This is a genomic window from Pseudonocardia sp. DR1-2 (assembly GCF_023717215.1).
Taxonomy (GTDB): domain Bacteria; phylum Actinomycetota; class Actinomycetes; order Mycobacteriales; family Pseudonocardiaceae; genus Pseudonocardia; species Pseudonocardia alni.
In genome coordinates this window covers 25,100-38,406 of the sequence record NZ_JAMQOF010000014.1, presented here as the reverse complement: position 1 = coordinate 38,406, position 13,307 = coordinate 25,100, and the positions used below count along the sequence as shown (strand labels likewise).

At 72.2% G+C, this 13,307-nt stretch carries 12 protein-coding genes; 9 read left to right on the top strand and 3 right to left on the bottom strand.

From position 1 onward, the window contains the following. Positions 1-137 precede the first annotated feature (137 nt). A complete protein-coding gene (locus ND486_RS27850; RefSeq protein WP_251787282.1) occupies positions 138-956 on the top strand; it encodes an IclR family transcriptional regulator C-terminal domain-containing protein in 819 nt (272 codons plus the stop codon). Positions 957-998: 42 nt separating this feature from the next. Here the strand turns inward: ND486_RS27850 and ND486_RS27845 are convergent, their stop codons facing one another. After that, complete coding sequence (locus tag ND486_RS27845) at positions 999-1,736, bottom strand: IclR family transcriptional regulator (protein ID WP_251787281.1); 738 nt, start codon at positions 1,734-1,736, stop codon at positions 999-1,001. Between the two features lie 93 nt (positions 1,737-1,829). Between ND486_RS27845 and ND486_RS27840 the strand changes: the two genes are divergently transcribed. From ND486_RS27840 to ND486_RS27810, 7 genes are all read left to right on the top strand, one after another. After that, a complete protein-coding gene (locus ND486_RS27840; protein WP_251787280.1) occupies positions 1,830-2,087 on the top strand; it encodes a hypothetical protein in 258 nt (85 codons plus the stop codon). Next, positions 2,084-3,628, top strand: coding sequence for a cation acetate symporter (locus ND486_RS27835; protein ID WP_251787279.1), 1,545 nt, complete (start codon positions 2,084-2,086; stop codon positions 3,626-3,628). Before ND486_RS27840 ends, ND486_RS27835 begins: the two co-directional genes overlap by 4 nt. Then, positions 3,625-4,584: a hypothetical protein gene (locus ND486_RS29990; protein WP_251787278.1), complete on the top strand. Its 960-nt coding sequence runs from the start codon at positions 3,625-3,627 to the stop codon at positions 4,582-4,584. Before ND486_RS27835 ends, ND486_RS29990 begins: the two co-directional genes overlap by 4 nt. Beyond that, on the top strand, positions 4,581-6,182 hold the full coding sequence (mdlC, locus tag ND486_RS27825) for a benzoylformate decarboxylase (RefSeq protein ID WP_251787277.1): 1,602 nt from the start codon (positions 4,581-4,583) through the stop codon (positions 6,180-6,182). The genes ND486_RS29990 and mdlC overlap by 4 nt, the downstream gene beginning before the upstream one ends. A gap of 47 nt (positions 6,183-6,229) precedes the next feature. Further along, on the top strand, positions 6,230-7,693 hold the full coding sequence (locus tag ND486_RS27820; RefSeq protein WP_251787276.1) for an aldehyde dehydrogenase family protein: 1,464 nt from the start codon (positions 6,230-6,232) through the stop codon (positions 7,691-7,693). Between the two features lie 120 nt (positions 7,694-7,813). Continuing rightward, positions 7,814-8,905, top strand: a complete 1,092-nt coding sequence (locus ND486_RS27815; protein ID WP_308215891.1) for a DUF3048 domain-containing protein — start codon at positions 7,814-7,816, stop codon at positions 8,903-8,905. Between the two features lie 985 nt (positions 8,906-9,890). Next, entirely contained in the window at positions 9,891-10,391 is a 501-nt protein-coding gene (locus tag ND486_RS27810) for an NEW3 domain-containing protein (RefSeq protein WP_251787274.1), read from the top strand. A gap of 326 nt (positions 10,392-10,717) precedes the next feature. Here ND486_RS27810 and ND486_RS27805 read toward each other — a convergent pair whose 3' ends face one another. Together ND486_RS27805 and ND486_RS27800 are read right to left on the bottom strand one after the other, a co-directional pair. Continuing rightward, entirely contained in the window at positions 10,718-10,978 is a 261-nt protein-coding gene (locus tag ND486_RS27805; protein ID WP_251787273.1) for a hypothetical protein, read from the bottom strand. Between the two features lie 77 nt (positions 10,979-11,055). Further along, positions 11,056-11,586, bottom strand: a complete 531-nt coding sequence (locus tag ND486_RS27800; RefSeq protein WP_251787272.1) for a hypothetical protein — start codon at positions 11,584-11,586, stop codon at positions 11,056-11,058. Between the two features lie 838 nt (positions 11,587-12,424). Between ND486_RS27800 and ND486_RS27795 the strand changes: the two genes are divergently transcribed. Further along, a complete protein-coding gene (locus tag ND486_RS27795; RefSeq protein WP_251787271.1) occupies positions 12,425-13,288 on the top strand; it encodes a hypothetical protein in 864 nt (287 codons plus the stop codon). Positions 13,289-13,307 lie beyond the last annotated feature (19 nt).

The window sequence follows — 13,307 nt, the reverse complement described above, 5'->3', positions numbered from 1 at the left end:
CTCCTTCCTGTACGCTCTGCGTACGTACTGCCCGCTTTGCGTTCACGACCACTGTGTCGGGTGAGTTCGCGCTGGTCAACGCCCCTGCGGCACCCGCACGGACCGGGTCGCGATCAATTGAGAGGAATCCCGTCCCAATGACCCACGTGGCCGACGGTGCCGGCGACCGGGACCGCATCCAGAGCATCGAGCGGGGTTTCGCCGTACTGCTCGCCTTCGACGCCGACCGGCCCCGGCCGACCAGCTCGGACGTGGCGGCGGCGACCGGCCTGTCGCGGCCCGCCGTCCGCCGGATCCTGCTGACCCTGGAGCACCTCGGCTACGTCGAGCAGGCGCACGGCCACTGGCGGCTGACGCCGCGCGTGCTGTCGGTCGGACAGCGGTACACCGCGACGCACTCGATCGTCGACGCCGCCCGCCCCTACCTGACGCAACTGGCCGAGCAGACCGACGAGTCCGCCTCGCTGACCGTGCTGGACGGCACGGACGCCGTCTACGTCGCCCGGGTGCCGGTACGCCGGATCATGCAGGTCGACGTCTCCCCCGGGACCCGGGTCCCGGCCACGGCGACCGCGATGGGGCGGGTCCTGCTGGCCTGGGCCGAGGAACCGACCATCGCCCGGGTGCTCGCCGCGGGGCCCCCGGCCTGTACCCCGCGGACCGTCACCGACCCGAAGGCGTTGCGCGGGATCCTGCGGGAGGTGCAGACCCGGGGCTGGGCGCTGGCCGTCGGCGAGCTCGACCCGGACCTCATGGCCGTGGCGGTCCCGGTGCGGGACCACACGGGGACGGTCGTCGCGGCGCTGGCGTCCGCGACCAGCGTCGGCCGGTGCTCACCGGAGAGGCTGGTCGAGACCGTCCTGCCGCACGTGCTGGCCACGGCCGAACGCCTGAGCCGGAGCCTCGGACGGCCCTCGGGCGCCCGGTTCGGCGCCACCCGCGACGGGTTCTACTGACCGCGGGCCGGTCCTGCGCGACGGCGTTGACGGAGATCCGGGTCAGGGCGTTCCCGACGGGTCACCGGACGCGTCCAGGTCCGGGACGACGGCGCCGCGCAGCTGCGCCTGGACGAGGCGGGCGGAGACCACGGCGGCACTGTCGAGCAGCGCATCGATCTGCCGGCTGCCCGGACGCTCGTGGCCGAAGGTGAGGGCCAGCGCACCGATGGCCCTGCCGGGCGCGGAGCGGATGGGGGCGGCGACGCTGCCCTGGTGCTCGATGACCTCCCCGAACGTCACGACGTAGCCCGCGGCGCGGCCGCGGGTGACCTCGGGCCGTTCGTCCGGTCGCGCCTCTCCCCCGGCCAGCACGGCCAGGCCCGGTGAACCGACCTCCAGGGGGTGGCGCGCGCCCGGGCTGTAGACGACGTTCAGCCGGGCGCTGCTGGTGTCCACCGAGATGAGGGTGACCACGTCCGGCCCGTCGCGCACGACCAGGAACGCGGTCAGGTCGGTGCGGCGCGCGAGGTGGTAGACCTCGCCCTTCGCGACCTGCTGCACCACGGGCAGCGCAGCCCGTCCCAGTGCGGTGGTGCCGGTGCCGAGCACGTACCCGGTGGGCGTACGGGCGATGAGGTGGTGCGCCTGGAGCGTCCGCACCAGGCGGTGGGTGATGGAACGGTGGACACCCAGCCGCGCCGACAGGTCGGCGAGAGTCAGCGGATACCGCGCCTGGGCCAGGACCTCCAGGATCGTCAGCCCCCGGTCGAGGGTCTGCAGCAGCCCGGTGTCTCGCATACAGAGACAGTGCCATTCTCTGCCGGGTCCGGTCGACCTAGCGTCCCCGCTCGCACCGAAGGACAACGTCCGTCCGTCGAGAGGAACGCACCGATGCGTCACCACGGTCCTGACGACACCGTCGTCTCCGCACAGATCCGCCGCAGTCTGACGACGGGCGCCATCGCCTTCGCCCTGCTGCTGGTGCTGGTCGTACTCATGCTGTTCACGCCGCTCTTCGCCGGCACCGTCGGGGGGATCGGGATCGGCTACGTGATCGGTTTCCTCGACTTCGTCCTCGTCGTGGTCGCGGCCGGGCTGTACGTCCGCGCGCAGAACCGCGCGGAGACCGCCGGGGAGATCGCCCCGTGAACATCACCTCCATCGCCGTCGCCGGCTCGATCATCGCCGTGACGCTGGTCCTCGCGTTCCTCGCGGCGCGCCGCACGGCGGACGCGGGCGACCACTACGTCGCCGGTCGTCGTGTGTCGGGCCTGGGTAACGGGCTGGCACTGGCCGGCGAGCAGATCTCGTCGGCGGCCCTGCTGGGCATCACCGGTGCGGTCGCCCTGACCGGCTTCGCCGGCTTCTACCTCGCGATCGGCATCCCGACCGCGTTCCTGCTGGTGCTGCTCGTGGTGGCGGTCCCGTTGCGCAACCTCGGCCGGTTCACCCTCGCCGACGTGGTCGCCTTCCGGTTCGAGGGCCGGCTGCTGCGCGGAGCGATCGCGTCGACGACGCTCGTCACCAGCGTCATCTACATGACGATCCAGTTCGTCGGCGCCGGTGTGCTGGCCCAGCTGCTGCTCGGAGTGCCCTACGAGCTGGCGGTCGTCCTGCTCGCCGTGCTCATGACGGTGTACATGGTGATGGGTGGGATGGTCGCCGCGACCTACATCCAGATCTTCAAGACCGTCCTGCTGCTCGCCACCGTCTTCCTCCTGCTGCTGTTCGTCGTCGCCCACTACGACTGGAACCCGTTGGGGCCGCTCCAGGTCGCCGCCGAGCGGTTCGGGGACGACGTGGTGAGCGCGCACCCGCTGCCGCTGACGAAGTCCCTGAACAACGTGTCCCTGATGATCGGCCTGTGCCTGGGCATCATGGGGCTGCCGCACGTGATGCTGCGCTTCCTCACCACCCGCGACGGGCGGGCGGCGCGGACGTCGGCCTTCTACGGAATGATCATCTTCTCGGTGTTCTTCCTGCTGCTGCCGGTCTTCGGCTACGCCGCGCTCGACATCGTCGGACGGGAGCAGATCGTCGCCGACAGCCCCGGCGGGAACCTCGCCGTCGCGCGGCTGGCCGAGCTGCTGGGCGGCAACCTGCTGTTCGCCGTGCTGGCGGGCGTCGTCATCGCGACGATCCTCGCGGTGCTCAGCGGCATCGCCATCGCGGCGTCCGGGGCCGCGGCGCACGACCTGTACACCAACGTGGTCAAGCGGGGCGAGGTCGGCGCGAAGCAGCAGCTGCTCATGGGCCGCATCGCCGGCGTCGTGCTCGCCGTGGTCGCGATCCTGCTCGCGTTCGGTGCCCGGAACCTGAACATCGCGTTCCTCGCCAACGTCGCGTTCGCGATCGCGGCCAGCACGCTCACGCCGGTCCTCGTGCTGAGCATCTACTGGCGCGGGTTCAACCGGCTGGGAGCCGAGGTGGCCATCATCGGCGGCCTGCTCATCTCGCTGGTGCTCGTGGCACTGGGCCCGGACGTCCTCGGCGCCGAGAACGCGATCTTCCCCCTGTCCATCCCCGCGCTGGTCTCGGTCCCCGCGGCGTTCCTGCTGGCCGTGGTCGGCAGCGCCGTCGGACGGTCCCGGCCCGGCGTCGCGGGCCGCCCCTACGACGAGGTCCGCGCAGCGGCCTTCCCCCGGCGGGCGGACCGCCCCACCACCCAGGAAACGGAGCCCACCTCGTGAAGGTCGTCATCGTCGGCGGCGCAGGCGGCATCGGGTCGTCGCTCGCCTACAACCTCCTCCGCACCGACACCCCCTACGACGTCGTCCTCGTCGACTCCCGGCCCAACATGATCACCAGCCACGTCATGGACCTGCAGGACGTGCTCGCGTTCGGCGGGGCACGGTCGGTCCGCGGGGGCGAGCCGCACGACGCGCTCGACGCCGACGTGGTGGTGCTGAGCGCCGCCGTCCCGCTGCGGCTCAACGCCTCGCGGTCGGTCTTCCTCGCCGAGAACGCCGCGCTCCTCGACGGCATCGTCGACCCGCTCGTCGCAGCGGGCTGGGGCGGGATCCTGATGGTGCTGACCAACCCGGTCGACGCGCTCCTCACGCGCCTGCAGCAGCGGACGGGCCTCGATCCGCGGCGGATCATCGGCTACACCGTGAACGACGGACTCCGCATGCGGACGGGGGTGGCCCGGGCGCTCGACGCCCGGCCCCAGGACGTGGAGACGTGGGTGCTCGGCGAGCACGGCGAGGCCCAGGTCCCGCTCTACAGCCGGGTGCGGCTGCGCGGCGAGCCGGTGGTCCTGACCGATGCGCAGCGCGCCGTCGCGGACGAGTACATGACCACCTGGTACTCCCGGCACGTGGCGCTCGACTCCGGGCGCACCTCCACGTGGAGCTCCGGTGCGGGCGCCGCCGCTCTCGTCGAGGCCGTCGCCACCGGATCCGGCGAGCCGTGGCCCGCCTCGGTCGTGCTCACCGGCCAGTACGGCATCGACGGCGTCGGGATCGGGGTGCCGGTGCGGCTCGGCCCGGGCGGGGTCGAGGAGGTCCTCGAGTGGGATCTCGCCGACGAGGAACGGTCCGCCCTGCGGCACGCCTCCGAGCGCGTCCGCGCCGCCGCGGCGAGCATCGGCGAGCCCGCCGCCGACGTCGCGGTCGCGGCCGGCACCGGGACGGGTGCGCGATGACGACCGTCCGCGACGCCACGCTGGCCGTGCTGCGCCGCCAGGGGGCGACGACGCTGTTCGCGAACCCCGGCTCGACCGAGATCTCCCTGCTCACCGACCTGCCCGACGATCTGGAGTTCGTGCTGGCCCTGCACGAGGGCTCGGTGGTGGGGATGGCGACCGGGTGGGCGCTCGCGCGGCAGCGGCCGGCGGTGGCGATCCTGCACACCACGGCGGGCCTGGGCAACGCGGTCGGCGCGCTGGCGACCGCACAGGTCGACCGGGCACCGCTGGTGGTCGTGGTCGGGCAGCAGGACCGCCGCCACCTCGCGTTCGAGCCCTTCCTGGCCGGGCAGCGCCTCGACGAGCTCGTCCGTCCCCACGCGGTCTGGGTGTGCGAGCCCGTCCGGGCCCAGGACGTGCCCGGAGCCGTGGCGCGGGCCTGGCACGAGGCGAACCTGCACCGCGGCCCCGCCGTGGTGATCGTGCCGATGGACGACTGGGACGCCGAGCACGACGGCGCCGCCGAGGCCGCCCCGGTGCGGTCGCTCCGCACGGCCGCTGCCGATCCCGCAGCGTGCGACGCGGTCGCCGAGCTGCTCACCGGGTCGCGTTCCCCGGCGCTGGTGGCCGGGGCGGGCGCCGACGACGAGCAGACCTGGGCGGCGCTGGTGGCGCTCGCCGACCGGCTCGCGATGCCGGTCTGGCAGGAGCCGTTCGGCGCGCGGGCGGGCTTCCCGCAGGACCACCCCCGCTTCGCCGGGCACCTGCCGGCCGGGCGCGCCGGTGTGCGCTCGTCGCTGGCCGGGCACGACCTGGTGCTGGTGGTGGGCGCGGCGGCGTTCCGCCAGTACCCCTTCGAGAACGGGGCGCTCGTCGAACCCGGCACCCGGATCGTCGTGATCACCGACGATCCGGACGAGGCACTGCGCAGCCCTGCCGAACTGGCCGTCGTCGCGGCGCCCGCGGCCGTGTGCGCCGAGCTGGCCCGGCGGGTCCCGGCCCGGGACGCGGCACCGGCGGACGTCCGCCGCACCCGGGTCGTCGCGCCGCCCGTCGCCGGCGAGCCGCTGCGTCCCGAGCACGTCTTCGCCGCGCTCGCGGAACGGCTGCCGCGCGAGACCGTCGTGGTCGAGGAGACCCCGTCGAGCCGGGCGTTGCTGCACGAGCTCGTGCCCGCCCGGGCTCCGCTGGGGTTCCTCAGCGCCGCCATGGGCGGACTGGGTTTCGGACTGCCCGCCGCCGTGGGGGTGCGGCTGGGTTCCCCGCAGCGACCCGTCGTGGCGGTGATCGGGGACGGCTCCTCCCTCTACGGGATCCAGGCGCTGTGGAGCGCGGCCCACTACGGCGTCGGAGTGCTCGTGATCGTGCTGTCCAACGGTCGCTACGCGATCATGGACCGGCTCGCCGGGGGCCGCGGTTCGGCCACCGGCACACCGGGCGCGGCCCCCTGGCCCGCGTTCGAGGAGATCAGCATCAGCGGGCTGGGGACCTCCCTGGGCTGCGAGTCCCACAGGGTGGTCGACCACGGCGACCTGACCACGGTGCTGGACAAGGTCGTACCGACGCTGGAGCGGCGCACGACACCCCTGGTGCTCGACGTCGCCGTCGCACCGTGATCCGCCCCGACCCCGGTTCCACCGGACTACCACGACGAGGTGACAGCATGAGCTTCTTGGACGCCGCCCGCTGGCAGGGGCGGATCTACTCCGGGGGGTGGGCCGAGGGCGGGGCCGGGACCTACCCGTCCGTCGAGCCGGCCACCGGCGCGACCCTGGCCGAGGTGGGCGCGGCGTCCGCCGCGGACGTCCGCACGGCGGCGGCCACGGCCGTCGCCGCCCAGCGGGAGTGGGCCGCGCAGCCGTACGACGCCCGCGCCGCGGTGCTCCGGCGCGCGGCGGACCTGTTCGTGGAGCACGAGGACGAGATCCACGACTGGCTCATCCGCGAGTCCGGGGCGATCCGACCGTTCGCCGGCTTCCAGACGCGGGCCGTCGCCGCCGAGGAGTGCCGCGAGGCGGCCGCACTGGCCGCCCACCCCTACGGCAGGCTGCTGCGGTCGACCCAGCCGCGGCTGTCGATGGAGCGGCGGCGCCCGGTCGGGGTCGTCGGCGTCATCGCGCCGTTCAACGCCCCCATCATCCTGGCGATCCGGGCCATCGCGCCGGCGCTCGCCCTGGGCAACGCGGTGGTCCTCAAACCGGACCCCCGCACCGCCGTCAGCGGCGGCGTCGTGTTCGCGCGGGTGTTCGAGGAGGCGGGGCTGCCCCCCGGGCTGCTGCACGTGCTGCCGGGCGGAGCGGACGTCGGTGCGGCGCTGGTCGACGACCCGGAGGTCCCGGTCATCGCCTTCACCGGCTCGACCCGGGCCGGGCAGGCCATCGCCAGGGCCGCGGCGGACCGGCTCAAGCGGGTGCACCTCGAGCTCGGCGGCAACTCCGCCCTGGTCGTGCTCGACGACGTCGACCTGGACCGGGCCACCTCGGTCGGGGCGTTCGGCTCGTTCAACCACGCCGGCCAGATCTGCATGGCGTCCAGCCGTCATCTGGTGGCGTCCGGCATCGCGGCGGACTACGCGGCGCTGCTGGCCGAACGGGCCGAGAAGCTTCCCGTCGGCGACCCCGCCTCGGACGCGGTCGCCATCGGCCCGCTGATCGACGCGGGCCAGCGCGACCGGGTGCACGAGATCGTCACCGGAAGTGTGTCGGCCGGGGCACGGGTGCTCGCGGGCGGCAGCTACGAGGACCTGTTCTACCGCCCCACCGTGCTCGGCGACGTGCCCCTGACCGCACCCGCCTACGCGGACGAGATCTTCGGGCCGGTCGCGCCCGTCGTCCCCTTCGACGACCTCGACGAGGCGGTCCGGCTGGCGGCGGGGACCGGGTACGGCCTCTCGCTGGGGATCCTGACCCGGGACGTGATGAAGGGCCTCGCGCTGGCCGACCGGATCCCGTCCGGACTGGTCCACATCAACGACCAGACGGTCAACGACGAGGCGGTCGCCCCCTTCGGCGGGGTCGGGGACTCGGGCAACGGATCGCGCCACGGTGGCGCCGAGGCCAACATCGAGGCGTTCACCGAGACCCAGTGGGTCACGGTCCGCGGTGACCTGCCGCAGTACCCGTTCTGAGCACCGTCCCGCGCCCGAGCGGATGGTCCGGGGCCGCCTCGCGACCTGCGACCTCCGCTCGGCCGGGTCGAACTCGACGGACCGGACCCGGCTCGTCGTCGAGCAGGGCTCGACATCGGCGTGAGCGAGCGACCGGGCCGTCTCGGCCGCGGTCGGCCGGCGGGCCCCGGGACCGGTCCGGCACCGGCTTGCGCTCGGCCGGCTGGCCGGAGGACGCGCGATGGGGCGGAGTACGGTGCGCCGGTGCGTGGGAACCCGGCGGTGAGAGCCCTCGTCGGACTGGTGCTGGTGGGTGCCGTCGGATGCGCTCCGTCCGTGCCGGTACCGCCACCGGCGACCGCTCCGGCGCCGCCGGCGCCGCTCCTGTCACCGCTGACCGGGCTGCCCTCCGAGCCCGGGGCGAGAGTCTTCGCCGTGAAGATCGACAACACCGCGCGGGCGCGCCCGTGGGACGGCGTCGAGTTCGCCGACGTCGTGTACGTCGAGCCGGTCGAGGGCGGTCTCACCCGGCTGCTCGCCGTGTTCGCCTCGCAGCTGCCGGGCTCGGTGGGGCCGGTGCGCAGTGCCCGGGAGACCGACATCGGCGTGCTCGGCGCCTACGGCCGTCCGGCCCTCGTCTTCTCCGGCGCCGCACCGCCGGTCCTGGACCAGCTCGTCGCCGCGCCGCTGGTCCCGGCCGTGCCCCGCGGGTTCCCGGCGGCGTTCCGGCGTGACGAGCGGCGGCCGGCGCCGGTGAACGTCTACGTGGACCTGGCGGACCTCCGCGGCCGGGTGCCGGAGGCGGGGCCGGTCCAGGACGTCGGCCTGCGCTTCGGGCCGGCGCCGGACGGGGGTGCCCCCGCCCCGGAGCGCACCGTCCGGGTGGGTTCCACCGCCGTCACCGTCACCTGGAGCGCACCCGACCGCGCTTGGACGATCGCGACCGGCGGCGAGATCGCCGTCGCCGGTCCGGACCGGCGGCCGGTGCGGGCGGACACGGTGGTCGTGCAACGGGTCGGGGTCGTCGAGTCCTCGGTCCGGGACAGCGCCGGCTCGGCCTCCCCGATCGCGCTCACCGTCGGTGCGGGCGACGCCGAGGTCCTGCGTGACGGCCGTTCGTTCCCCGCCCGGTGGTCCCGCCCCGCCGTGGGCGACCCCACCCGTCTGACCGCGCCCGACGGTCGCGAGGTGCCCCTGCACCCGGGGCGGACCTGGGTACTGCTCGTCGCGTAGGCGGTCCGTCCGGGGCATCGGGCGGCGTCGTTCCACGGTCCGGGGCGCAGGTCTCACGACGGCATCGTCGATCGCAGGGGATTCCCGCTGGACTCCGCCCGGGTGAACCGCGTCGTGGCCGCCCCGACGTGCCGTCCGGCCCGTGGACCCGGGTGCCTCACGACTCGGCGCACCGCCGGGACCGACCCCCGAACCGGACGGGACGAACGGCCCCGCGACGTGCTCCTGCAGCGGCTGTCCGGCGTGTACGCGGCGCCGTGACGCTCGAACGCGGACCGGTCGCCCACGCCGGACGCGATGCCGCGCCCCGATCCAGTGGTGGAGGACGCCCGGGGGCGGTCATCGACACCGCAGGTGGACTTCTACCGGTGCTCACCACCTGGACCCGCACGGTCGTCGCGGCCGGCCTCCCGAGCGGCTTCCACTTCCACGACCTCCGCCACACCGGCAACCACCTCGCGGCCACGGCCGGAGCCAGCACCCGCGAGCTGATGCACCGGATGGGGCCACGACTCGATGCGGGCCGCCCTGATCTACCAGCACGCCACCAGCGAGCGGGACCGCGCCATCGCGCGACGCCTCGACGACCTGGTCCAGTACGACGAGCACGACGACGGCCAACTGCACGCCAGTTGCACGACAACGACGACGGCGCACCTCCCAAGACCGGGAGTGGGCGCCGTTTCCGCTGGTAGACCTACCTGAGCGGGCGACGGGAATCGAACCCGCGTAGCCAGTTTGGAAGGCAGCCGTGACTTCCCACACGGGCCTCCGACCTGCAACAACAGCAACGTTCGCCAGTGCAGGAGGTGCAGGAATCTCAGCGGTTCGACGCTAGTTCGCACCACGCTTGATGCACATCCGACCCCATGAGTGCTCGCACCGTCGGTCATCAGTAGTGATGATCGACGTTAACGCACGACAGGCCTCGATCGTCTTCTCACGCGTCACCGCCGTGGTGACGCGAACCGCAGGAGAAGGAACCGTGAAGAAGATCAGCCGTCGCACCGCCGTTCTTGTGGGTATCCCCCTCGGCCTCCTGCTCGCCGGCGGGATCGCCTTCGCGATCGTCGTCCTCACCACTGTCATCAGTGGCACGACCGGCTTCATCGACTCCACTGCCTCGGCCCGAGTCGCGAGTGCCATCGGCACCAAGTCCTCCGCGGACTGCTCCAACATCACCGCCGACGGCTCCAGCGTGACCATCAACCCGCTGGTGTCACGCACACTCGTCGAGGGCAAAACCGCCGAGGTTCTTCCCGGCAACTGCACCGTCACCATCCGGCTCGAGAACACCGGCCAGGTAGCACTCACCTCCTCGCGCTGGGTGTCGGAGAAGACCCCCACCGGCTGGTCCATCACCCAGCCCTTCAGCTCCGCCGTGACCATCAACCCCGGCCAGTCCGCGAGCATCCAGCTGTCCGTGACCGCGGACTCCACAGCCGCCGCCGGGACCATCGCGGGGCGCATCGTCTCGGCCACCTGATACGGCGACCTAATCCAGCGCACCGTCACTGCAGCCTCCCATCGGTCTGAACCGCCTCGGGTTCAGTGGGGGCTATGGGGTGCCCCGGGACCTGCTCGACCGTGGCCGGGCCGCGCTCCATCGGCGCCGCGAGCAGCACGACCTCGGCGCCGCCGGCCAGGTCTACGAACGGCCGGGCCCGCTCACGACGGGAGCCACGGGCCGGCAACGTCTGCGCCGTGCCGTCGCCCTTGCCGCACCGTCTGGTGCGCGGGCGGGCTCCGGGACCGGGCCATCGTCCTGATCGCCGGGCCGGGTGAGCCGCCGTTGGCGTCCGCTCCCCTGTCTCAGCGGCTGTAGCGCTGGGGCAGCACGTCGCGGATCCCGGTCAGCTCGAGCTCACCATCTAGGGTTTCTCCGGGGAACACATACGCCTCGTTCTCCGCGACCTGGACCCGGAACTCTCCGCGCCCCTCGGCCAGGACCCGCGCGTGCAGCGCGGCAACCGCGGCGTCCCGAGCGGAGTCCCAATCCTGGCCTTCTCCCTGGTCGGTCCAGGCCACGATCTCCGCACCCGACCGCAGCACTCCCACGCGCCAACGCTCCATGGACCCGAGGGTGACGCAGAGGGGCCCGGCTGCACCAGCAGCCGGGCCCGACCATCCACAACCGTGGCCGCACAGACCTACTCGGTCGAGGTCTGTCCACAGGCCAGCAGGTCCTCGGCGATCCGCCACGCGTTCAACATCGAGGTGTAGGCGACCGCGTCGGCCAGCTCCCAGGTCACCGGGCCGACCTGCATCCGCAGCAACGGCGGCACATCCCGACCCGGCGCCGGGGTCAGCATCGACGCCGTCACCGCCGGGGTCCCCGCGAAGCGCACCATCGCCGAGAGCAGCCACGGCCCCGCCGCCACCGTCGCATCACGGCGGCTCTGGGGCAGGGCATGGGACAGACCCCGGGCCAGCGGAGCGGCGGCGGCCCACTTGTCGGCGATCGTCGCCGCGGTGCGGTGCATGTTCACGTAGACCAGGACGGTGCCCAGGGTGATTCCGAGCTGCTGCTGCGGGGTTCCGGCGAAGCGCATGTCGACCCGGGTCGGGACGAACCCTGCGACCCGCACCGCCAGCGTGCACACCGAGGACAGTCCGCGTCCGGCGTTCTCCTCGGCGATGGTCTTGTCGGTGGTGGTGATGGTCTGCTGCGCCTTGCCCATGTCGGCCTCCAGATCAGAAGGGGCCTGTCGGCCCGGGAACCCCGAAGGGGTGGCGGGGAGCTGTTCCCCCGCCGCCCCTTCGGGCGACCCAGCGCGGCCGGCGAGGCTCGCGGTCAAGGGCCGGACGAAGTCCGGTCGCGCAGCGACGCGCAGCGCCCTTGACCGGGAGACCGGCTGCGCTAAGCCACCGGGCCGACAGGCCACGCCGCAGGCGTTCCATAAGGGCTCTTGGCCGCGCGGCCATGAGCGGAACTGGACCCGGCGGATCCTGGGTCCTGTTCGCGCGGGACATATGCCAAGAACCACGCTGTTTGTTTGGCAGCCCAGTGCACTTGACAATCATCAGGGGTGCGGTCGCATAGCGGGATACGAAGCGATGAGCGTCGCACACAAGTATCGGGGTGGACCACACGACGCTAGATCGAGGCTTCTCGCTCCGATCCAATGACCTCCTCTGCCGTAATTAGCACCCTCGCCAACACCGCTGGGCCGAGGTGCCAGAGGTCGCCCGAGCTTCTCTGCGATAGCTCGATCACCCGGCAAGTGCAAGCGTGGCCTTCAAGTTTGAGCCTGAGATCGCCGAACGTTCGCCAAGAAACAAAAGTTCATGCCATCGAGCGAGCGGATGCGCGGGCCCTAAAGTGCTACTGTTTGATGGATGACAGTCCGGTCGAAGACGAGCACATTGCTCATCACACGTCACTGAGTCGATATGAATGAGAAGGTCTGCGCAAATTGCGGTATCTCACTCGGGGTCTCCGTCAAAAAAAGGGGTGGAGTCCGAGCAGTCGCCTGGATGAACCATTGCGACGAGTGTGCTGAGAATATCGCCACACAGATGGTGATCGTCGAGGAGTTCCGCACCGTCCAGATCTGGCAGTGCTTCGAGTGTGGGCTCACCCGGACCTGCAGAAGAGGCTGGTCCACACGCTGCCATGCCTGCCTCGACGACCGCACGAATCTCGCCGATCTGGATCTCGGTGGGCTCGCGACAGCGTTCGAGGCAGATTTCCCCGAGTACGTGCCCGACGCGAAACGGTGGGTCGATGCCGACATGCTCGACGACGCCGACGTACATGAGTACCTCTCCGCCGCCGCCTACGAAGAAGAGCTCGAGTTTCGCGCTCACCCCGGCTGGACGGTCATTGCCGGTGACGTCAAAGGACTCCCCTACCAGCGCTGGGGCAGCGAATCTCACGGCTTCTGGGGTGCCCACGACAAGTGCGGCACTGTCCAGAACCTCAACGTTCGCGAATGCCAGAACTGCGACCCGGAGCCGGGCTCGAGAACTCACCGCGCCCGCAAGGACGACCCGCACCTGCTCTACCTCGTCGCCAACGGCGGCAGGCTGAAGATCGGCCACGGCGACCGCAAGCGGATCCTCACCCACACCCGCGGCGGCGCCGCGATCGTCTCGGTCCGCCGGGCGACCTTCGCCGAGACGACCGCGGCCGAGCGGGAGATCCTCCGCCGGCACAGCAAGATGATCAGCAGGAGCCACAAGAACCTCCCGAAGAGCTTCGGCTCGGGCACCGAGGTCCTCCCCGGCGACACGGACATCGACTTGAGCGAGTTCCTTCCGGACGCCGAGGACGTCACGACGTACTACGCACTCCACGCCTTGGGCATCAAGGTGGCACCCGACACGAACGGGACCGCCCACTCACCCAGCGTGGGCAAGCACTACGGTCAGAAATCCTGACCGGCAAGGGGGTTCACTG

Excerpts from the sequence above, each read along its gene's own strand:
- mdlC (WP_251787277.1), top strand. The coding sequence starts at position 4,581 with ATGACGACCGTCCGCGACGCCACGCTGGCCGTGCTGCGCCGCCAGGGG.
- ND486_RS27805 (WP_251787273.1), bottom strand. The coding sequence starts at position 10,978 with ATGGAGCGTTGGCGCGTGGGAGTGCTGCGGTCGGGTGCGGAGATCGTG.
- ND486_RS27850 (WP_251787282.1), top strand. The coding sequence starts at position 138 with ATGACCCACGTGGCCGACGGTGCCGGCGACCGGGACCGCATCCAGAGC.
- ND486_RS27840 (WP_251787280.1), top strand. The coding sequence starts at position 1,830 with ATGCGTCACCACGGTCCTGACGACACCGTCGTCTCCGCACAGATCCGC.
- ND486_RS27795 (WP_251787271.1), top strand. The coding sequence starts at position 12,425 with ATGGTGATCGTCGAGGAGTTCCGCACCGTCCAGATCTGGCAGTGCTTC.
- ND486_RS27800 (WP_251787272.1), bottom strand. The coding sequence starts at position 11,586 with ATGGGCAAGGCGCAGCAGACCATCACCACCACCGACAAGACCATCGCC.
- ND486_RS27820 (WP_251787276.1), top strand. The coding sequence starts at position 6,230 with ATGAGCTTCTTGGACGCCGCCCGCTGGCAGGGGCGGATCTACTCCGGG.
- ND486_RS27845 (WP_251787281.1), bottom strand. The coding sequence starts at position 1,736 with ATGCGAGACACCGGGCTGCTGCAGACCCTCGACCGGGGGCTGACGATC.